We start from the raw sequence: 21,394 nt of genomic DNA on the forward strand, positions 1-21,394 counted from the left end.
GGCGGCATGCCCGACGAACCAGCCGCTCCCGATCCCGGCTACGACAGCACCGGCGTACCGACGTTCGAATCCGTGCGGGACAAGATCGAGAACCGGTTCGCCACCGCACAGGGCGCTGCGGAGCTCGATGCCGAGACGGCCGAAGCACAGACCGTCGAAAAGCAGTACGAGAAGCGGCAGCGCGCGGCGGCCGAACGCCTGGCGCAGATCCGGGAGTCGATGCGCACCGATGAGTGATACCGTGCCGACGTCGCGGGCCGGCACCCAATTCGGGCCCTACCGCCTGCGACGACTACTGGGCCGCGGCGGCATGGGCGAAGTCTACGAGGCGCACGACACCGTCAAAGATCGCACCATCGCGCTCAAACTCATGGCTCCGGAGTACAACTCGGACGGGGCATTTCGCCGGCGGATGCAACGTGAGGCACACACCGCCGGTCGCCTGCAAGAGCCCCACATCGTACCCATTCACGACTTCGGTGAGATCGATGGACAGCTGTTCATCGACATGCGCTTCATAGAGGGCGCCGACCTCGGGTCACTGTTGTCGCGCGGCGGAGCGCTATCCCCGCCGCGCGCGGTAGCGATCGTCAGCCAAGTCGCCGCGGCGCTCGATGCCGCGCACCGCTGCGGTGTCGTGCATCGCGATATCAAACCGGAGAACATTCTGATCACCGGCGACGACTTCGCTTACCTGGTCGACTTCGGGATCGCCGCGGCGGCCACCGACCAACACCTCACCAAAACCGGTAGCGCAGTGGGTAGTTGGAGCTACATGGCGCCAGAACGGTTCGGCGACGACGACATCACCTACCGTTCCGATATTTACGCTCTGGCCTGCGTCCTCTACGAATGCCTCACCGGTACGCCGCCTTACCAAACCCAGAACCTCAGCACGCTGATGGGTGCACATCTCATGCAACCCATTCCACGCCCCAGTTTGCAACGTCAAGACGTCTCAGGAGCTTTCGACGAGGTCATCGCCCGCGGCATGGCCAAGAATCCCGCTCAGCGCTACCTCACCGCCGGAGAGCTGGCACGTGCGGCTGCGCAGGCGCTCAGCGTTCCGGACCGGGAACGAGCCGTCACCATGCTCGCGCACACCCAGCAGTACGTCCCCACACCGAGTGGCCCTCTCCCCCAGCATCCCTGGCCTCCCCCCGCGCCGGCGCCCCGGTGGACTCCGTCCCCCAAACGCAACTGGTGGCTGGTGCTGGCGGCTGTCCTGGTGGTCGTGTTCGTCGTCGCCGGCACCGGCATCTGGCTGACAGTGGGCAACACCGCAGGCGACAAGCCCATCGGCCAGACCACGACCACCAGCGCGGCCGTCACCACTTCGGCCAGCACACCTACTACCTCCGCGAATGTTACTCCCGTGCAACTGAATTCGCTTCTACTAGGCCCCGAACAGATAAACGCCATCATCGCTACGACGGGCATCGTCGTCGACCACAACGTAACCGAGATGACAGATCCCGGACCGGAGAATACGTTGTCGGACGATCGCTGCCTCGGCGCCCTCATCGGCTACCAAACCGGGACGTACAAGAGCAGCGGCTACACGGGCATGCTCGCGCAGCTGATGAAGAAGCCCAACAGCAACCCGGGCTACGTGGTAGTCCAGGGCGCGGTGATTTTCGCCTCGGCTGACCAGGCGGCCGGATTTGTGGCGACTCAAGCCGACGGGTGGCGATACTGCGCCGGAAAATCGGTGACCCAAGTCAACAATGGCAACACCTCTCACTGGACATTCGGGGGTGTCAGCGGCAATCCGCCCAATATCGCGCTGGAACGCACCCTGGCCGATAGCCCGGTGGTTTGCCAGCACGTCCTGAGCGCGGTATCCAACATCGTTCTCGACGTCAACGTCTGCGCACCCGGAACCATCAACCAGGCCCGGCTGATAGCCAACGCGATGGCGGCCAAGGTGTCGAAGTAGCAGTATGCGGAACTTCAGCATCGCCGAGCGTCGGAACAGACTGGCGCGCAGGCATTTTCTTTCCGAAACCCAGCCGGTGACTCAAGTCATCGCCGGATTGGTGGGACTGCACGCCACCGATCCGGCCACGCCCTATCTGTCGCTATGGGCACGCGCACCGGGTTTCGCGACCGCGGACCTCGATCGTGAATTGTATGAAACCCGTTCTGTGGTAAAGCATCTCGCGATGCGACGCACACTATGGGTGGTCAGCTCCGAGGACCTTGCGCTGATTCAGCCGGCGGTCAGCGACCGGGTAGCCGGCAACGAACGCCGGCGTCTGATCGGCGACGTGCAGAAGGCGGGTGTAGCCACCGACGGTGAGCGCTGGCTCGAGGCGGGCAGCGCCGCGATACTGCGCTATCTGCGTGAACACGGGGCCGCCAGCAGCACCGAGTTGCGAACCGCGCTGCCCGAACTGGCCGGAACCTACGACCCGGCGCCGGGAAAGCGTTATGGCGGTGCGGTTTCGATTGCGCCGCGGGTGCTCACGGTGCTGTCGGCCCGTGGCGATATCGTGCGCGGACCAAACGACGGCGCCTGGACCGCATCGCGGCCGCGATGGATCACCACCGGTGACTGGCTTACCGGGTCCGGCTCGCAACACATCGAGAGCCCCCACGCCGAACTCACCCGCCGCTGGCTACGCGCGTGCGGTCCCGCGACCGTCGCCGACATCAAATGGTGGTTCGGCAGCACCTTGACCGCGGTCCGGAAAACGTTGGCCGACATAGGGGCGGCGGAAGTCGACGTGGACGGCAGCCCCGGTTACGCGCTCGCCGACGACCTCGAACCCGAGCCGGAGGTGGCGCCATGGGGCGCGCTGCTGCCTGGGCTGGACGCGACCACCATGGGATGGTATGACCGGGACTGGTATCTCGGCCAGCACCGCGGCCAGGTTTTCGACAGCAACGGCAACGCCGGACCCACAGCGTGGTGGACGGGACGCGTGGTGGGCGGTTGGTATCAGGACGCCGATGCCCGAGTCCAGTTGCAGCTGTTGGAAGACCCCGGACGCGACGGGCGGCGCGCCCTGCAACGCCGGGCCGACGAGCTCACCTCGTGGCTGGACGGGGTTCGGATCAACCCGCGTTTCCCGTCCCCGCTGTCCAAAACAGTTCGCGAGATATAAACGCCGAACACGTTTTACGGTGTGTTGTGCGCGTACGTTATTTGTCGCGGTGGTCCAGCTAGGCGCTGGCTTTGCGGCGCCGGCGCGGCGGCCTTGCGGGTGCGCGCCCGACGACTTCGGTGAGGAACTTGCCGGTGTAGCTTTCCGGCACCGCGGCAACATCTTCCGGGCTGCCTTCGGCGACAACGGTTCCACCGCCGGCACCGCCCTCTGGACCCATGTCGACGATCCAGTCCGATGTCTTGATCACGTCCAGGTTGTGTTCGATGACGATCACCGTATTGCCTTTGTCGACAAGGCCGTTGATGACGGTCAGCAGCTTGCGAATATCGTCGAAATGCAATCCCGTGGTGGGTTCGTCGAGGATGTAGATGGTGCGGCCGGTCGAGCGCTTCTGCAGTTCCGATGCCAGCTTGACCCGCTGCGCCTCGCCCCCGGACAGGGTCGGGGCGGGCTGGCCGAGCCGGACATACCCCAGGCCCACGTCCACCAGCGTGCGCAGGTACCGGTGAATGCCGCTGATCGGCTCGAAGAACTCCGCGGCTTCCTCGATCGACATGTCGAGCACCTCGGAGATGGTCTTGCCTTTGTAGTGCACCTCGAGCGTCTCCCGGTTGTAGCGGGCTCCCTGACAAACTTCGCAGGGCACGTACACGTCGGGCAGGAAGTTCATCTCGATCTTGATGGTGCCGTCACCGGTGCACGCTTCGCAGCGGCCACCCTTGACATTGAAGGAGAACCGGCCCGGTTGATACCCGCGAACTTTGGCTTCGGTGGTGGCCGCGAACAGCGTGCGGATCTTGTCGAAGACCCCCGTGTAGGTGGCGGGGTTGGATCGCGGGGTGCGCCCGATCGGCGACTGGTCGACCCGCACCAGCTTGTCCAGATGGTCCAGCCCGGTGACTCGGGTATGCCGGCCCGGCACTTGGCGGGCGCCGTTGAGCTTGTTGGCCAGCACCGCGGCCAGGATGTCGTTGACCAACGTGGACTTACCCGAACCGGACACACCGGTCACCGAGGTCAGCACGCCCAGCGGGAAGGACACGTCGATGCCGCGCAGGTTGTGTTCGCGGGCACCGACGACGGTAATTTGGCGCTTTGCGTCGACGGGACGCCGGATCGCGGGAATCTCGATGCACTCCCGGCCCGACAAGTAGGCGCCGGTGATCGACTCCTTGTTACGCAGCAACTCGCTGTAGGGCCCGCTGTGCACGATACGGCCGCCGTGCTCGCCGGCCCTGGGCCCGATGTCGACGATCCAGTCGGCGTGCTCGATGGTGTCCTCGTCATGTTCGACGACGATCAGCGTGTTGCCCAAATCCCTTAACCGGGTGAGGGTTTCAATGAGCCGACGGTTGTCGCGCTGGTGCAGCCCGATCGACGGCTCGTCGAGCACATACAGCACACCGACCAGGCCGGAGCCGATCTGGGTCGCCAGCCGAATACGCTGGGCCTCACCGCCGGACAGCGTGGCCGCCGCACGGGACAGCGATAGATACTCCAGCCCGACGTCGAGCAGGAAGCCGAGCCGCGACTGAATTTCCTTGAGCACCTGCCCGGCGATCGCCTTTTCCCGCGTCCCCAAGGTGAGCGCGTTAAGGAAGTCCGCGCAATCGGAGATGGATAGGTCGCAGACTTCGGCGATGGACTTATGGTTCTGCTCCCCCGCAGATCCCCCGGCCAGCGTCACCGCCAGGATCTCCGGCTTCAGGCGGGTGCCCTCGCACACCGGGCAGGGCACGTCACGCATGAAGCCCTCGTAGCGTTCCTTCATCTGCTCGGACTCGGTTTGGGCCATCTTGCGCTGCAGGAACGCCAGGACGCCCTCGAAATCCGCGTAGTACGAACGGGTTCGGCCATAGCGGTTGCGGTAGCGCACGTGTACCTGCTCGTCGCAACCTTCCAGGATCGCCTTGCGCGCCTTGGCCGGCAGCTTTCGCCATGGAGTGTCGACGTCGAAACCCATAGCGTCGCCCAGGCCGGCCATCATGCGGGTGAAGTACTCGGCCGTGTGGCCCGTCGACCACGGCGCCACCGCACCTTGGGCCAGGGTGAGCTCCGGGTCGGGCACCACCAGATCGGGGTCGACCTCCTTGCGGATGCCCAGACCGACGCACTCCGGGCAGGCGCCGTAGGGCGAGTTGAAAGAGAACGACCGCGGTTCCAGGTCGTCCACTGCCAAGGAGTGCCCGTTGGGGCAGGCCAGCTTTTCGGAGAACCGTTGCTCGCGGGGACCGGCGTGGTCTTCGCCCCCGCCGTCCGGGAATTCCAGCACCACGATCCCGTCGGCGAGGTTCAGCGCGGTCTCCACCGAATCGGTGAGGCGTTGCTTCGCGGTGGCCTTGACGGTGAGACGGTCCACCACCACCTCGATGTCGTGCTTTTCCTGCTTCTTGAGCTTCGGCGGATCGGTGAGCGAATGCACCACACCGTCGACCCGCACCCGGCTGTAGCCCTGTGCGTTGAGTTTGTCGAACAGGTCGGCGAATTCGCCCTTGCGCGTGCGCACCACCGGGGCGAGCACCAGGAAGCGGGTGCCCTCGGCCATGGCCAGCACCTGATCAACGATTTGCTGGGGTGTCTGGCGGGCAATGCGCTCGCCGCACACCGGACAGTGTGGCGTGCCCGCACGGGCATAAAGCAGACGCAGGTAGTCGTACACCTCGGTGATGGTCCCGACGGTCGACCGCGGATTGCGGTTGGTCGACTTCTGGTCGATGGACACCGCCGGGGAAAGCCCCTCGATGAAGTCGACGTCCGGCTTGTCCATCTGACCCAGGAACTGGCGGGCATAGGCCGACAGCGATTCCACATAACGCCGCTGACCCTCGGCGAAGATGGTGTCGAAAGCCAGCGACGACTTGCCCGAGCCCGATAACCCGGTGAAAACGATCAGCGAGTCGCGGGGTAGATCGAGGTCGACACCACGCAGGTTGTGCTCACGCGCGCCTTTGACAATGAGGCGATCTGCCACTCGGTTCCCTCCACAGATAAAGCTCGTTCCCCATGCTATGTGGCCATACCGACAAGCCTTCGAAGACCAGTAACCTGACGCCTATGACCGTCGCCCACGAGCCTTCAGACAACTACACCGGACACGTCGATCCAGGGACCGCGGCTCGTCGGACCCTGCCCGGTGCCACGATTGTGAAAGCGTCCGTAGGCCCCATGGACAACAACGCCTACCTGGTGACGTGTTCCGCGACCGGAGAAACGTTGCTGATCGACGCCGCTAACGACGCCGACATCCTGATCGACCTGATCCGACGGTACGCACCGAAGCTGTCGCTGATCGTGACCACCCATCAGCACTTCGATCACTGGCAGGCGCTGGAAGCGGTCACCGAGGCCAGCGGCGCGCCGACCGCGGCCCATGAGATCGACGCCGAGCCGCTGCCGGTCCGGCCGGATCGTTTGCTGGCCAACGGTGACACCGTGCAAGTCGGCGAGCTCACATTCGACGTCATCCATTTGCGCGGGCACACCCCGGGATCGGTGGCGCTCGCCCTCGACGGGCCCGCGACCGGCGATGTCACCCAGTTGTTCACCGGCGACTGCCTGTTCCCGGGCGGTCCTGGACGGACAACTAATCCGGAGGAGTTCGACTCCCTGATGACCGGCCTGGAGACGAAGGTCTTCGACGTGTACCGCGACGACACGGTCATCTACCCCGGCCACGGCGACGACACCACGCTCGGCGAGGAGCGGCCCCAGCTGGCGGAGTGGCGCGAGCGTGGCTGGTGACGGTCAGCGCCCCGAAGTACGGTGACGGCGTGAACGCTGATGTGAAGAGCTTCCTCGCACGATTCGCGGATTTCGGCGATGCGCCAGATCCCGACAAGTACGAGGATCTCTTCGATCCGGCGGAAGGGACCGTGCTACACCCCGGCATGGCCGCGCCGCTACACCGTGACCAGGTCCGCGCGTACATGAGCACCTACCTCGCAGGTGTGCCGGAGTTTCGTTTCGAAATCGCCCATTGGGCCGAGTGTGACGGCACGGTTTTCGTCGAAGCCCGCAATAGCGGTCGGCCAGGCGGAGGAGACGTTCTGGACTGGGGCACGGTCTACTGCGTGACCCTGCGTGGTGACCGCGTTCTGCGTGGGCGCGCCTACGGCGACCGGGTACCCCTGCTTGCCCGACTCGTGCCTGAGTTGACACTCGCCCAAGCCGCGGCACTCGGTACACCCGCACCAGGCCTCGACGTCGGCACCGACTAACCCCGACAGCCCCGACAGTCAGCTCGGCAGCGGCTGACGTGAATGACCGGGCGACCGCCTATTTCCCGGCGGTGTCGGCAAGACCTGGCAGCCCGGCGACTTCGCCCAGCTGCTCGAGGACGTCACCACCCGGGTATTCGACGTGTACGACGACCGCACGTCGTCTATCCCGGCCACGGCGACGACACCTCGCTGGGCGCCGAGCGGCCGCACCTCGGAGAATGGCGCGAGCGCGGCTGGTAAGCACCGATCGCCCGGCCCGCGCGCAACGCAAGTCAGCGTCGCGGGAGAAACCCCGGCCAAATGGCCCCATCTGCGCCGCGGCAGGCCCTAGCATTCGGTTGACCGGCAACCGACACATTCTTCGCTGCGCCCGCTGATCGGAGGATGCGATGACGCATTCGCACTCATTGGCGAACAATGATTGATTTTGCTGCGTTGCCGCCTGAGATCAACTCCCTACGGATGTACACGGGACCCGGATCGGGTCCGATGTGGGCGGCCTCGGCCGCGTGGGACACGCTGGGTGCGGAGCTAGCGTCGGCGGCGTCCTCTTACCGGGCGGTGGTGTCCGGTTTGCTGCGTGAACCATGGCTGGGTCCGGCGGCGATGTCGATGGCCGCGGCGGCCACGCCCTACCAGGCGTGGATGAGCAGCACTGGCGAGCAGGCACGGCAAGCGGCCAACCTGGCCAGAGCGGCGGCCATGGCCTTCGAGGCGGCCTTCGCGGCGACTGTGCCGCCGGCGTTGGTCACCGAGAACCGGGCAATGTTGGCGGCGCTGGTAGCGACGAACATCTTCGGCCAGAACACCCCGGCCATCGCGGCAACCGAGACGGTGTACGCCGAGATGTGGGCACAGGACGCGACCACGATGTACGGCTACGCGATCGGGTCGGCGGCCGCGACGAGGCTGACGCCGTTCCTGGCACCGCCGCAGAACACCAACCCGGCCGGAGTGGGCGCCCAGGCCAGCGCCGTGGCTCAGGCGGCCGGCTCGGCGGCCGGCTCCAACTCGGCGGCGCTATCTCAGCTGATCTCGACCCTGCCCAGCGTGCTGCAAGCAATGGCGACCGGGGCGGCGCTGGCACCCTTCACCACGGCGCTGCAGGACGTGACAGCCGGAGAGTTCCTGAATTTCATCAGTGGCTGGACGTTCGTGGCCAGTGGTGTCCTGTTCATCCTCGGCCCGGTGCTGGAGGGCCCGGTCAACGGACTAGTCGGGCCCTTAGCGGCCGCGGGTGCGTATGGGCCCGAGGCCGCCGCCGCAGCCCTGCCCAGCGCAGCCGGTGTCGTGGGCTCCGGCTCGACGCTGGGCCGCGCCCCGGTGCTGGCTGGCGCCGGTCGGGCGGCCTCGGTCGGCGGGTTGTCGGTACCGCAGGCCTGGGCACAATCGGCGCCGGGAACCTCGCGCGCCGTCACCGCGATACCCCAACCCACCCTGGCCGGCTTCTCCGAGCCCGCGCCCGACGGCATGGGACCTGGGTTGGGCGGGATGCTGTCGGGCAGTCTGATGGCGGCCGCGGCCGGTGGGGGCGGCGCCGCCGGGGGCGGCTGGGCCGCGACCCGAAGCGCCGCCGCGCAACGCGGCGCCGGTGCCGCCGCAGCCGGTGGCGCCGTGCAGTCGGGCAGCCAGACGCCCGCCCGGTACGGCCTCCGGCCCAGCGTGATCCCGCAAGTGGCTCGCGCGCTGCCCGGCGGCGCGCAAGGTGACTCCGCCTGGGCTGATCAGCGTGCTCAAGCCGGTGAGGCTGCGCTGAGTGAGAACCTGCGTGACGAGATCAACGATCTGCGCAGGCAGATCTCGGAGTTGGCGATGGAGCGCGATGTGCTGATGCGCTCTATGGCGATTTGGGCCCGCGAATCGATAGGAAGCGACCCGCCCCGCGGCTAATGCCCCTATGTGGTGTGCACGATGAGCACGTCGACCTTGGCACGCCGCGAGACGTTGGCCGGTACCGAGCCCAGCAGCCGGCCCGCGATGGTGCTCAGACCGACGTTGCCGACGACCAGCAGGTCGGCTTTCTCCTCCTCGGCCAAGTGCACCAGCGCGTCGACCGGAGCGCCGACGACGGGCCGCTCTTCGACGTTCTTGGCGCCGGCATTGTGCGCGCGCTCTTTGGCGTCGTGCAGGATCTCGTAGATCGGGGCGGTGCCCGTCACCTTGTAGCTTTCTTCCTTGAGCACGTCGGCCGCCCGGGCATCCTCGTGCTGGGGCAGGTACGCCGACGCGATGATCAGCTTGGCGTCTGCGCCGGCGATCCTCGCCGCCCGGTCGACCGCGCGCATCGACGAATCCGAGCCGTCCGTACCTACCACCACGGTCTGATAGGCGCCCATTTACCCTCCCAGTGTCGGTTTGCTCAGCCAACCCAAGACAGTATCGCGTTGCCGGATGAAGATAGGTCAGATTACCCACACACCGGCGGCGTGGCGCAACCCGCATTTGCCAGCCCCGAGCCGAACAACAGACAATTCCGACGATGACAGCTCGACCGCATGCAGATGCCACGGCCAGCACGTTTGTGCGCAGCGTTTCCCCCGGCCGCACCGCATCAAGGATGGAACCGCTGGTGAGCAGGCTGATGCCACGGGTCATACAGTGACAAGCATCATGTCCTCGTCGACTCTCGTGGAACGCCATGCCGGCGATCACGAAGACACGCCCGCACGCCCGCCCGGCAGGCGCCTCGACCCGCTGGCGATATTCGTGCTGGCCACGGTGGTCAGCGCGGCATGGGCAGGCAGGCCATCGCTGTGGTTCGACGAGGGCGCGACGATCACCGCCTCAGCCAGCCGGACGCTGCCGGAGCTGTGGAAACTGCTGGGCCATATCGACGCCGTACACGGCTTCTACTACCTGCTCATGCACGGCTGGTTCACCGTGTTTCCGCCGACGGAGTTCTGGTCCCGGGCACCCAGCGCGGTGGCCATCGGCGCCGCCGCCGCCGGGGTGGTGGTTTTCACCAAGCAATTCGTCGGGGAAAGCCGGACGACCGCGCTGTGCGCGGGCGTCATCTTCGCCATCCTGCCCCGGGTGACATGGGCCGGTATCGAGGCCCGCTCGTCGGCCTTGTCGGTGACGGCCGCGGTCTGGCTGACCGTATTGCTGGTCACCGCCGTGCGACGCAACAGGCCGTGGCTCTGGCTGCTCTATGCGCTGGCGCTGATGCTGTCGATCCTGGTGAGCATCAACCTGGCCCTGCTGGTGCTGGTACACGCCGCGATGCTGCCGGTGCTGGCGCCCAGGAAGTCTCGCAAGTCCCCGGTCATCTGGTGGATGGTCAGCACTGCGGTCGCGCTCGGGGCCATGACGCCGTTCGTGCTGTTCGCCCACGGCCAGGTTTTTCAGGTCGCGTGGATCTCCGGGCTCACCCGAAACCTGTTCCTGGACGTGGTGCACCGGCAGTACTTCGATCACAGCGTCCCGTTCGCGATCCTGTCCGGTGTCGTCGTCCTGGCCGCCATCGTGATGCGTCTGGTCAAGGGCGCCGGCCCAGCCAAGGCGACGGGCCGGCTGCTGCTGCTGTGCGTCATGTGGATCGTCGTGCCCAACGCGGCCGTGCTGATCTACTCGGCGACCGTCGAACCGATGTACTACCCGCGCTATCTGATCTTGACGACTCCGGCGGCGGCCATAGTCCTGGCCGTCTGCATCGTCAGACTGGCTCGCAAGCCGTGGCCCATTGCCGGTGTGCTGGTGCTATTCGCCGTCGCCGCCTTCCCCAATTACTACTTCACCCAGCGCGGGCCGTACGCCAAGGAGGGCTGGGACTACAGCCAGGTCGCCGATGTGATCAGCGCCCATGCCGCGGCAGGAGACTGTCTGGTGGTGGACAACACCGTGCCCTGGCGGCCGGGGCCGATTCGCGCACTGCTGGCTACCCGGCCCGGGGCGTTCAAATCGCTGATCGACGTCGAGCGCGGCTACTACGGACCCAAGGTCGGCGCGCTGTGGGATGGCCACGTAGCCGTGTGGCTGACGACGGCCAAGATCAACAAGTGCGCCACGGTGTGGACGATCACCAACCGCGACAAGTCACTGCCCGATCATCAAGTTGGCCAATCGTTATCTCCCGGAACGGCTTTCGGCCGGGCGCCGGCCTACCTATTCCCCAGCTACCTCGGCTTCCACATCGTCGAGCGGTGGCAGTTCCACTATTCGCAGGTCGTCAAGTCAACGCGATAGCCGCACGCCGGTGCACCACGATTCGCCCACCGTCTTTCGGAACGATCCCGAGGCCGCCGGCCCGTACTTTTTCCGGCGGCGCTGAGGTGGTCTCAATCGTCAAGTGGCGCAAGATCGTTCGCAGCACCACGTTCATCTCCATCTTGGCGAAGGCCGCCCCCGCGCAACGCCGCGTTCCGCCGCCGAATGGAATCCACGCAAATGGCGACGGCCTACCTTCGAGGTAACGCCGGGGATCGAAGCGATCGGGCGCGGGAAACGCGTCCGGGCTGGCGTGGCACCGCGAAATGCTCACGACGATGGAGTAACCCGCGGGAATGACGTATTCGCCGAGCTGGAATATCGGTGCCCGCACCCGCCGGCCGGAGAAGTCGATCACCGACCTGGTGCGCTGCACCTCGTAGATTGCCGCGTGCCGCAGTTGGTTATCGTCGGTGCCTGCCTCCTCGACGAGCGCCGAGAGCACGTCGGGCCGGCGACTCAGCCGTTCGAACACCCACGCCAAAGTGGTTGCGGTGGTTTCGTGCCCGGCAACGAGCAGGGTGAGCAGGTCGTCCCGGATGTCGGATCGCGACATTGCCGAGCCGTCGGCGTAGGCGCTGCGCAGCAGCAACGAAAGGATGTCGGTACGGCCCTCTGGATGCGGGTCCGTCTGAGCTTTGTCGATCACTCTATCGATAAGGGTGTCGTACTTGCGCCGCCATTCGGCCAGCCGGGCCCACGGCAGGTAGCGACCGTAAGTTCGCTTCGGCATCGGCAGCATCGACAGTCGTGAACCCAGTTTGGCCCATGGCACGATAACTTCACGCAACCGGTCGATGTCCTCACCTTCGGCCCCGAAGACGGCGCGCAAGATGACGTTGAGGGTGATTCGTTTCATCGGGGCCAGGGTGGCGAATGCCTCTCCCTCGGGCCAGCTTTCGATTTCCCGAAGCGTTTCCTGTTCGACGATCCGTTCGTAATTCTTCATGTTTGCGGCGTGGAACGGCTGTGCCAGCAGCTTGCGCCGGCTGCGGTGATCGGCACCGTCGAGCCCGAACACCGAGCCCGAGCCCAGCAGCCGGCTCAGGTTAGGCTGAATGGCTCCCAGATCCTCTGTGCCGCTGGTGAACACCTGCTTCGCCAACGCGGGGTCAGTGACGATCACCAGCCGGCCGAACACCGGGACGTCAAGCCGGAAAGCACCGCCGTATCGGCGCGCAAGTTGCTCGGTGGCCCACCGACGCGCCGTGAAGAAGGCTATGCCCTGCAGCGCTCTGGGCATCATCCGCGGCGGCGCCGGCGGCAAGTGCAACTCACCCATGCCCCAGGACTACCCAACACAACACCTGCAAAACAGTTAACAAAATGTAGAGGTTTGTGATGCCGCTTACTCAATCACCGCGGTGAGGTCGAACTCGGCCAGCGTCTGTGCTGCCAGCTGGCGCAGTTCCGGCTTGGAGTTGCTTGCGCCCGGTTGGTAGGCCCCGACGGTGATGCACATCTTGCCGCCAATTCGCAAGAACCACAACGAAAGTTCGCCCTGTGCCTGCTCGAGCTGCTGACGCATAACGCGTTGGATCACCCCGCGCCCAAACGCATACTCGGCCTCGGTGCCGTCAGGACACCCAGCCATGGCGGTCAGGTCGCCCAGACTTGAGCAGGCCACCGGTAGATCGGAGTAGGCGAATGCCGCCTCGGTGACCCGTTTCAGCACCCGCTTGGGGGTGAACGGCACCAGTGGGGTAAGGGGAAGGGTGGGCGACACCTCTTCTGGGGCTGCTCGCAAGGTCTCGAACGTCCGCTTGATGGCCGCGCGGGCATCGGTCAGATCGGTGGTCACCCCGGTCGGGTCGATGTCGATGCTGACAAACGACAGCGTGTTGGCGCGAGTGTCGTCTTCGGTGCGATCGCTGAGCGGCAGCTGCAAGGTGATCGGGCCGTCATCGGCACGTCGGCGCCCCATGCGCTCGCCGAGTTTGGCGGCCAGTCCTGCGGCTAGATGGTGACTGGTGCCACCCAGCTCCCGCGCGCGTTCGTCCCAAACCGCCTCGTCGATGTGGATTGCGATGGCCGGAACCGCAACGCGTTCATCGCCGTCGGTGCAGGGACGGGCGACCGTCGGCGAAGGTTCAGAAGGTACTGCCTCATGCGGATGACGGCGCGCCATCTTCACCGCCGCGACAACTGCCCGGGCCACTTCGGGTACTTCCTGCACAGTTTGGCGGGCGTCCTGAGCAAGTCCCCGCAGCCGGGTTCGCGAGCACGGCGGCGGATAGCCCACATCACGTGTTTTGCCGCTCGCCGCATCGGCCACCGCGCCGACAACCCCGAGGCCGTCGATCAGGCAATGCGAGGCCACCAAACTCACCGCCGTCGCACCGCCCGTCAGCGGCAAGGCTCCGAGACGCCAACCGGGTCCGCGCTCGGGATCGATCGGCCGTTGCGCGTGTTCGTCGATCCAGTCGCCGAGTTCGGCTCGGGGGCGGGCGGATTCGGCGACGTCGATATCGGCCGGTCCCCGATCTCGCACCCACCGGTGACGGGCGAACGGCAGCGGGGAACGCTCGATGCGCCGCCCCAACAAGCCGTCCGCGAGATTGCGGTGAAAGCGCCTCAGCCCGTCGAAGTTAATGGGGTGCTCGTAAAGCCACACGCATTGCACGATGGCGTCGCGGTCGATGGCGCGCAATGACAGAAACATGGCTTGATCCATAGGCGTGAGCCGATTGTCCTGCCGCACTTGGCCATTGCTGTTCCGCAGTGGGCGCGCCGCACGTAGTTTGACTGACACTGGTCGGTCTGCCTCCAAACCCGGGATCAGATCTCGGTAATGACGCGATTAGCGACGGTGTTGATGTGTTCGTTGATGTAGAAATGCCCGCCGTCGAAAAACGACGAGGTGAAGCAACCGTCGGTGTGACGGGCCCAGCGGTGCAGTGATCCGGCGTCGACGCGGCGATCCTGCCGGCCGCCGACGGCGTGGATGTCGGCGCGGATGCGCACCCCGTCGCTGCAGTCATAGCGGTTGAGCGCTTCATAGTCGCAACGCGCCGCATTGGTCAGCAGCTCGGCGAATTCCTCGTCGGCCAGCAGCCGCGGGTCGGTTGCGCCCAGATCAGCGAGGTCAGCGAGCAATTGCGCATCGCTGGTCGGCAGCTCCGGTAACTCGGCGACCGTCGATGGGACCGGGCCGGCCGACACCCACAGCTTTTGCACTGCCGTGCCGCGCTGTTCGGCGATCCGGGCGAACTCGAACGCGACCAGCGCGCCCATGCTGTGCCCGAACAGCCGCAGCGGCGCGGCCCGGCGCCAGGGGCCCGACTCGAACAAACCGCGGGCCAGGCTGTGGATGGTTTCCGGCGCCGGGTCATCGAGCCGCTCAGCCCGCTGCGGGTACTGCACCACGAACGTGTCGCTGCCGGCGGCCAGGGCCTTGGCCAACTTCAGGTAGCTGGCCGCGGCCGCTCCCGCGTGCGGGAATACCACGATGGCGCCGCGATACGGCTGTTGGCCCGGCCCCGGCACATGTTTGATCCAGGGCGCGAATGTTGTTCTGTCCGTTGTCATGTCCCTCTCAATTCTGTTTCGATCTGATCGTGGCTTGTTCAGGCCGGCTCGGGATCCGGCTCGGGAGCGGCTTTCGCGGCGGGCCGTTTTGACGGCCACCAGTTGCCCTTGCCGGCCAGCACCGCCAGCGCCGGCACGGTGACGGTGCGCACCAAGAAGGTGTCGAGCAGCAACCCGGCGCCGATGACGAAGCCGGCCTGGACCATGGTGCTGATGCTGCCGAACAGCATGCCGAACATCGATGCGGCGAAGATGAGACCGGCAGAGGTGATCACGCCCCCCGTCGTACCCACCGTGCGCACGACGCCGGCCCGAATGCCGTGCGGCGATTCGGCGCGAATCCGAGAGATCAGCAGCATGTTGTAGTCCGCTCCGACGGCGACCAGCACGATGAACGCCATTCCGGGCACACTCCACGCCAGCGGCTGGCCACCGATGAGCTGGAACACGATGACTCCGATGCCCAGTGCGGACAGATACGAAACTATGACGGTGGCAACGAGATACAGCGGCGCCACGATCGCCCGCAGCAGTACCGCCAGAATGAGGAACACAACGGCGATGGTCATGATCACGATGAACCGCAGGTCGTGGTTGTAGTAGTCGCGCATTTGGCTGTACATCGGCGTCATGCCCGTCATCTCGATCGATGCGTCAGCCAGCGACGTGTTCGGCTGCGCGCCGCGCGCGGCACCGACGATCGCCTTGGTCTGATCCATGGCCTTGCTGTCGAACGGTTTGAATTTCGATTGCACCAAGTAGCGCGCCGCGTGCCCGTCGGGAGACACGAACACCGCAGCCATTTCCTGGAACTGGGCGCTATTCATCGCCTGGGGCGGAATGTAGAAACCGGACATGCTCGGTTGCGACGCGTTGTTCTTCATCGACAACAGGAGTTCGGACGCATCGGCCAGGCCGCCGCCGAGTTGTTTGGTTTGATCCACCAGCTCGCGCACCCCGGCGGCCACCTGCTCGCTGCCATTGGCCAGCGCGTTGGCCCCCTCCTCCAGACTTGCCAGCTGCTGCTGCAGCCGGCTCGGGTCGAGGGCGCGGATGGCCTGGACCGCCCGCCCCAGCAATCCCCGCAATTCCTGATTGGAGGCACTCGGGCCCGTGGTGGGCCGGCCGGTGTCGACGAGCCGCTGCAGTTCGCCCAGGGCCTCGTTGCAGCGCTGGTCCATGGTGCAGGCAGGACTTGCCTTCAGACCGGCTAGCACCGAACCGGCCCGGGTCAGTACCTCGTTGCTGTTGGTGGCACTGACCGTCTGGGCCGCCGCGAGCTGGTTCTGCATCCGGGTGAGTTCCGAGAGCAGACCGCTCAAGCCCCCGATCGCCTGACTCACCCGGTTGTGCACGGCCGCCAGACTGTCGGCGAGTTTGCGCGCGCCGTTGGTCAGCGCGTCAAGGTCGCCGTTCGCGCCGGCGATGCGGGAGGACGCGTCGGAAAGCCGCTGTCCGATTTCGCCGGCCTGCCAACTGAGCTTGGCCTGCTCGAGCGGTTCACCCGTCGGCCGGGTAACGCCGCGGACCATCTCGACGTCGGGCAGCTGACTGACCCGCTGCGCCATCTGCTCGAGGTCAGCTAATGCCTTGGGGTTGCGCAGGTCGTGCGGGGATTGCACGAAGAGGTACTGCGGATTGATCGAACTCGCCGGAAAATGGCGGTCCATCGCGGCATAGCCGATATTGCTTTTCGCCGACGGCGGCAGCGTCGTGCGCGCGTCGTAATTCGAGTGCAGCAACGGAACACAACAGGCCAAGGCGGCCAGAATGACCAGGCTACCGACCAGATGCGCGACCGGACGGCGCACGATGTGAGCTCCCGAACGCCGCCACAGGCGGCCGGTCAGATCGCTTTTGGGTCCGGCCCAGCCGCGCCGCCCGGCCAGCGCGAGAATCGCCGGCAGCAACGTGATCGCGGCCAGAAACGCGATGGAGATCGAGATGGCCAACGCCGGCCCCACGGTGGAAAACACCTCCAGTCGAGTGAAGCTCATGCCCAGGAAGGTGATCGCGACAGTGGCAGCCGAGGCGGCGATCACCGTGCCGATGCCCGTCAGCGCGCCCACCACCGCTTCGTCGGACGTCACACCCTGCCGCAGCTTTTCGTGGTAGCGGCTAATCAGGAACACCGCATAGTCGACCCCGGCACCGATCATCATCGCGGTCATGAACACGACCGTCTGCTCTGAGATACCCAGCCCCACGCCGGCCAGGCCGGCAACCAGTTGCTGAGCGGTCACCAGCGATACCCCGATGGTGAGCAACGGCAACAACATGGTGAGCGGATTGCGATACACCACCAGCAGGATCAACAGCACCATGGCGATGGTGGCCAGTTCGATGACGCGCATGTCGCGTTGGCCGATATCGGCCAGTTCGGCGACAGTGGCGGCAATGCCCGTCGTGTTCGCGGTCAACGTCGATCCGGCGACCGTCTGCTGGACAAGGCCGGAAATTTGGGAGTACGCCTCTTTGGACTTCGGCGAACCGAGGTCGCCGCTGACGCCGATTGGAATGAACCACGCCTCGTGGTCAGCGCTCGTCATCACGTTGCGCAGGGCCGGCGTGGTGATGAAGTCGTGGACACTCGCGACGTCGTTGGTATCGCGACGCAGCCGGTCCACCAGCGTGCGGTACACGTCTTCGTCGGCGCGGGTCAGGCCGTGTTCGTCGGTGAGCACCACCAAGGCGACGTTTTGCGACTCCGGCTCATGAAACGCTTCCGTCATCTGCCTGGTGGCCACCATCACCGGGGCGTTACTCGGCAGGATCTCCTCGGTACGTTCGCGCACTACCTGCGTCAGTTGCGGCAATGTAACCGACAGAGCGACGGCCAGCACCACCCAAAAGCCAATGACCAGCCATGGCCTGCGCACCACGACGCGAGCCCAGCGATAAAGGAAACCGGTGGCCTGCAACCGGCCACCAAGGCGTAACACCTCTCCAGGCTACGCTTCGGGCATAACGTGCAATGATTTTGAGCATTTGCAGTTAGTTGAATCACTGGAATGCCCCGTGCCATAACGATTTTCGATCGTCTTTTCGATCACTCCGGCCAAAGATGTTGGTGTTAACCGAATTTACGGGAGAGCAAATGACTGGCGGTCGCAATAGTCCAGGAAGCGAAGCGAAACGGCGCGAATTCGCCGCTGGCCGAAGCAAGTAGACGCATGTGCAATCCGGCCATCGCTTCGGGTCTGAAAGCCCTGAGCCCGGAGACGAAGTTCACAACGAGATAGGAGCCTTTCGAAGTTTTCCGCGTTTACCGCCGGTCGACAGGGGTATCTAACCTGCTGACCGCTTTACGTACGTACGCCGCTTACGTATGTACGCACACCGCAGCGGTTTTCGTTGCTACGGCAACACGGTCCCGCGCTGACCTGCCAAAGATGTATATCCACAGTTGTTGAGCCGAGGGGAGGATCTATGGCGGCGTTTGGTCTCATCCCGCCGACCGCGGCGGTCGTTGCCCATGTCTGATCACCATCCGGATACCGGGTTCGACCAAGACCCGGTCGCCATCGTCGGCATGGCCGTCGAAGCGCCCGGTGGTATCGATACCGCCGAGGGCTATTGGGAATTGCTGTCACAGCAACGGGAGGGACTGTCTCCGCTTCCCGATGACCGCGGGTGGCCGATTCGCGATCTGTTGACCGGGTCTTGCCGAGACGGGTTCAAGCGGATACATGATTCCGGCGGATTTCTCACCGGCGCAACCACATTCGACCCCGCATTCTTCGGGATTTCCCGGCACGAGGCCATCGCGATGGACCCACAACAACGGGTTGCCCTGCGAGTCGCATGGCGCGCCCTGCAGAGCAGTGGAATCAATCCCGACGACTTGGCCGGGCACGACGTCGGTTGCTATGTCGGCGCCTACCTCACCGGATACGGGCCGGAGATGGCTGAATTCTCCCGCCATAGCGGCCGGCTGATCACCGGGACAGCTTCGGGCGTGATCTCCGGCCGGATCTCCTACTTGTTAGGACTCACCGGCCCGGCGTTGACGATCGACGCCTCGTGCTCGTCGGCGCTGGCGGCGCTGCATGTCGCCGTGCAGTCAGTACGAACCGGTGACTGCGATATGGCGCTGGCCGGCGGAGTCTGCGTGATGGGCTCTCCCGGATTCTTCGTCGAATTCTCCAAACAGCACGCGCTCTCCGATGACGGCCACTGCCGTCCCTTCAGCGCGCAGGCCAGTGGAACAGTCTGGGCCGAGGGCGCGGCGATGTTTGTGTTGCAAAGAAAGTCAGCCGCGCTGCGCGCCGGACATCGAATCGTCGCCGAAGTCCGCTCCAGCGTCCTCAACCAGGATGGCCGCAGTGCGGGGCTGGCCGCGCCGTCCGGAACGGCGCAACGCCGGCTATTGCGGCGCGCCCTGTCCCAAGCCGGCCTGTCGCCCGAACAGGTCGGAATGATCGAGGGTCACGGCACCGGCACCAAGCTCGGCGACCGCACCGAATTGCAGTCGCTGGCCGATGTCTACGGCAACACCGCGCCCGGCCACGGCGCGATCTTGGGCTCGGTTAAGTCCAACTTCGGCCATGCGCAGGCCGCCGGGGGTGGGCTCGGGCTGGCCAAGATTCTGGTGTCTGCCGAGCACGGCGCGATTCCGGCGACCCTGCATGCCGGCGAGGCCAGCAATGAAATCGATTGGCCCCGGCAGGGGCTGCGGTTGGCGCAGGAACTCACGCCGTGGCCCACCGTGGGCGGGCAACGTATCGCCGCTGTTTCCGCGTTCGGCATCAGTGGCACCAACGCGCATCTGATCGTCTCCATGGCGGAGGCCGCATGATGCCCGCACACCGCCTGCCCGACAACCGGCTTCCAGTACTGCTCAGCGCACATGAGCCGGACCTTATCGGTCAGGACGCCGCTGCCATCCTGGACTATCTGGAGCACCACCGCGGCACCGAAGACGTCACCGCGGCCGTGGCCTCGACCTTACTGAGCACCCGGCGGCTGCGTCGCCACCGCGCGGTCATCCGGGCAGCCGGGCGTGCCGAACTGGAAGCCGGCCTGCGCGCGCTGGCAGCCGATGAACCGCATCAGCTGGTCGCCAGGTCCTCGGAAAACTCCGTATCGCGCACCGCGTTCGTCTTTCCCGGCCAGGGCAATCAGTGGCCGTCGATGGGCGCCGAAGCCTATCAGCGGCTTCCGGTGTACCGCGCCGAGGCGCAGCGCTGCGCGCAGGCCTTTGCGGCGGCGGGTTTGCCGTCACCGCTGTCCTATCTGCTGGCCGATTCCGATTCCGATTCCGATCGGCAATGGTCGCAAATCCACGTGCAGGGCGCACAATTCACGCACGCCGCCAGCCTGGCGCAGCTGTGGCGATGCTGCGGCGTGCTGCCTGACATCACCGTGGGGCACAGTTTGGGTGAGGTCGCGGCCGCCTATGTGGCCGGCGCCCTCGCGCTGCCGGACGCGGTTGCCGTCGTGGCGGCCCGCGCCACCGTGGTCGGCCGGCTTCCAGGCCGCTACGGCATGGCAGTGCTGGGGGTCGGTGCTGAGCGCGCCGAGCAACTGATCGCCGAAACGCCGGGCTGGCTGGAGGTCTCGGTGGTCAACTCGCCCTCGTCGAGTGTCGTTTCCGGTGATCGCGACGCGGTGGCCGGCATTGTGGGGTTGGCCAAGCAGAACGGCATATTCGTCCGCGAGCTCGACGTCGACTTTCCGGCACACACCAGCAAGCTCGAATCACTGCGCGCCACATTTGCCGACCTGCTGCCCACATCGGCGTTCCTGGACGCCCCGGTGGAGTTCGCCAGCTCGGCCCGCGGCGGCGTCGTCCGGGCCGATACCGATTTCGCCGTTTACTGGTACCAGAACCTGCGCAACACAGTCCGTTTCGACCACGCCGTGGCGACCGCCGCGCAGCGCGGGGCCGGCACGTTCGTCGAAATGTCGGCGGAGCCGTCACTGGTGTATGCCCTGGGTGAGCTGGTCCAGGACGCGGTGCTGGTGACTTCCGGCCGCCGCGACGAGCCGTTCGTCGAGCACGTGTCAGCCAGCATCGTCGCCGCCGCCGTGGCCAATCCGGGTTACCGGTGGTCGACCTGGCCGACGTCGGCGGCCAGCAGCCGCTGTGGGGATTCCCGAGCGCACCGATGCGCGCCGTGCGTCTGTGGGCCACGCCGGACCCGCTCCCGCCCGTTCCCGGCTTGGTGCCCGCCGTCTTCGCCGAGGAATGGCAGCCGCTCGCGGACGGCGAGGTCAGCCCCGCCAACCGGCCTTCCTGCGGCGTCGCAATCGTGGCGCCGGGCAATGCCGATGCCGGCGATCCAGTGGCGCGCCAGCTAACCGAAGCAGTAACGGCGCATGACG

Annotated in this window: 15 protein-coding genes and 1 pseudogene; 10 read left to right on the forward strand and 6 right to left on the reverse strand. The window is 65.8% G+C overall.

The genetic code is table 11. From position 1 onward, the window contains the following. Positions 1-6 precede the first annotated feature (6 nt). The 3 genes from AWC27_RS25985 to AWC27_RS25995 are packed head-to-tail and all read left to right on the forward strand — an operon-like array spanning position 7 to position 3,110. Entirely contained in the window at positions 7-237 is a 231-nt protein-coding gene (locus tag AWC27_RS25985; RefSeq protein ID WP_085673248.1) for a hypothetical protein, read from the forward strand. After that, entirely contained in the window at positions 230-1,939 is a 1,710-nt protein-coding gene (locus AWC27_RS25990) for a serine/threonine-protein kinase PknH/PknJ (protein ID WP_085673250.1), read from the forward strand. Before AWC27_RS25985 ends, AWC27_RS25990 begins: the two co-directional genes overlap by 8 nt. A gap of 4 nt (positions 1,940-1,943) precedes the next feature. Then, positions 1,944-3,110: a winged helix DNA-binding domain-containing protein gene (locus AWC27_RS25995; RefSeq protein ID WP_085673252.1), complete on the forward strand. Its 1,167-nt coding sequence runs from the start codon at positions 1,944-1,946 to the stop codon at positions 3,108-3,110. A gap of 58 nt (positions 3,111-3,168) precedes the next feature. Here the strand turns inward: AWC27_RS25995 and uvrA are convergent, their stop codons facing one another. After that, complete coding sequence (gene uvrA / locus AWC27_RS26000) at positions 3,169-6,084, reverse strand: excinuclease ABC subunit UvrA (RefSeq protein WP_085673254.1); 2,916 nt, start codon at positions 6,082-6,084, stop codon at positions 3,169-3,171. Positions 6,085-6,167: 83 nt separating this feature from the next. Between uvrA and AWC27_RS26005 the strand changes: the two genes are divergently transcribed. The 4 genes and pseudogenes from AWC27_RS26005 to AWC27_RS26020 all read left to right on the forward strand — a co-directional run bounded on the left by AWC27_RS26005 (position 6,168) and on the right by AWC27_RS26020 (position 9,223). Next, a complete protein-coding gene (locus tag AWC27_RS26005) occupies positions 6,168-6,854 on the forward strand; it encodes an MBL fold metallo-hydrolase (RefSeq protein WP_085673256.1) in 687 nt (228 codons plus the stop codon). A gap of 29 nt (positions 6,855-6,883) precedes the next feature. Next, the gene (locus tag AWC27_RS26010) at positions 6,884-7,330 is read left to right on the forward strand and encodes a nuclear transport factor 2 family protein (protein ID WP_169726867.1); all 447 of its coding nucleotides are present in this window, start codon (positions 6,884-6,886) and stop codon (positions 7,328-7,330) included. A 49-nt stretch (positions 7,331-7,379) separates the two neighbouring features. Then, a pseudogene (locus AWC27_RS26015) lies at positions 7,380-7,573 on the forward strand (MBL fold metallo-hydrolase); the annotation flags it as partial. Between the two features lie 177 nt (positions 7,574-7,750). After that, positions 7,751-9,223 (forward strand): PPE family protein, encoded by a 1,473-nt coding sequence (locus tag AWC27_RS26020; protein WP_085673260.1) that lies wholly within the window; start codon positions 7,751-7,753, stop codon positions 9,221-9,223. A 5-nt stretch (positions 9,224-9,228) separates the two neighbouring features. Here AWC27_RS26020 and AWC27_RS26025 read toward each other — a convergent pair whose 3' ends face one another. Further along, positions 9,229-9,669: a universal stress protein gene (locus AWC27_RS26025; RefSeq protein ID WP_083112346.1), complete on the reverse strand. Its 441-nt coding sequence runs from the start codon at positions 9,667-9,669 to the stop codon at positions 9,229-9,231. A gap of 274 nt (positions 9,670-9,943) precedes the next feature. On the opposite strand from AWC27_RS26025, the gene AWC27_RS26035 reads away from it, so the two are divergent. Then, on the forward strand, positions 9,944-11,518 hold the full coding sequence (locus AWC27_RS26035; protein WP_085673262.1) for a mannosyltransferase: 1,575 nt from the start codon (positions 9,944-9,946) through the stop codon (positions 11,516-11,518). Here the strand turns inward: AWC27_RS26035 and AWC27_RS26040 are convergent. From AWC27_RS26040 to AWC27_RS26055, 4 genes are all read right to left on the reverse strand, one after another. Further along, positions 11,502-12,821, reverse strand: a complete 1,320-nt coding sequence (locus tag AWC27_RS26040) for a cytochrome P450 (protein ID WP_085673264.1) — start codon at positions 12,819-12,821, stop codon at positions 11,502-11,504. The genes AWC27_RS26035 and AWC27_RS26040 overlap by 17 nt on opposite strands. A 66-nt stretch (positions 12,822-12,887) precedes the next feature. Continuing rightward, on the reverse strand, positions 12,888-14,213 hold the full coding sequence (locus tag AWC27_RS26045) for a wax ester/triacylglycerol synthase domain-containing protein (RefSeq protein WP_139837220.1): 1,326 nt from the start codon (positions 14,211-14,213) through the stop codon (positions 12,888-12,890). Between the two features lie 104 nt (positions 14,214-14,317). Beyond that, positions 14,318-15,067 carry a thioesterase II family protein gene (locus tag AWC27_RS26050; protein ID WP_083112343.1) on the reverse strand — a complete coding sequence of 250 codons (750 nt, stop codon included), beginning with the start codon at positions 15,065-15,067 and terminating at the stop codon, positions 14,318-14,320. A 38-nt stretch (positions 15,068-15,105) separates the two neighbouring features. Beyond that, the gene (locus tag AWC27_RS26055) at positions 15,106-18,009 is read right to left on the reverse strand and encodes an MMPL/RND family transporter (RefSeq protein WP_245847520.1); all 2,904 of its coding nucleotides are present in this window, start codon (positions 18,007-18,009) and stop codon (positions 15,106-15,108) included. Positions 18,010-18,542: 533 nt separating this feature from the next. On the opposite strand from AWC27_RS26055, the gene AWC27_RS26060 reads away from it, so the two are divergent. Continuing rightward, positions 18,543-19,865 (forward strand): beta-ketoacyl [acyl carrier protein] synthase domain-containing protein, encoded by a 1,323-nt coding sequence (locus AWC27_RS26060; protein ID WP_085673268.1) that lies wholly within the window; start codon positions 18,543-18,545, stop codon positions 19,863-19,865. Next, complete coding sequence (locus AWC27_RS32475) at positions 19,865-21,370, forward strand: acyltransferase domain-containing protein (RefSeq protein ID WP_245847521.1); 1,506 nt, start codon at positions 19,865-19,867, stop codon at positions 21,368-21,370. The genes AWC27_RS26060 and AWC27_RS32475 overlap by 1 nt, the downstream gene beginning before the upstream one ends. Positions 21,371-21,394: the final 24 nt, after the last annotated feature.

Source organism: Mycobacterium szulgai, assembly GCF_002116635.1.
GTDB lineage: Bacteria > Actinomycetota > Actinomycetes > Mycobacteriales > Mycobacteriaceae > Mycobacterium > Mycobacterium szulgai.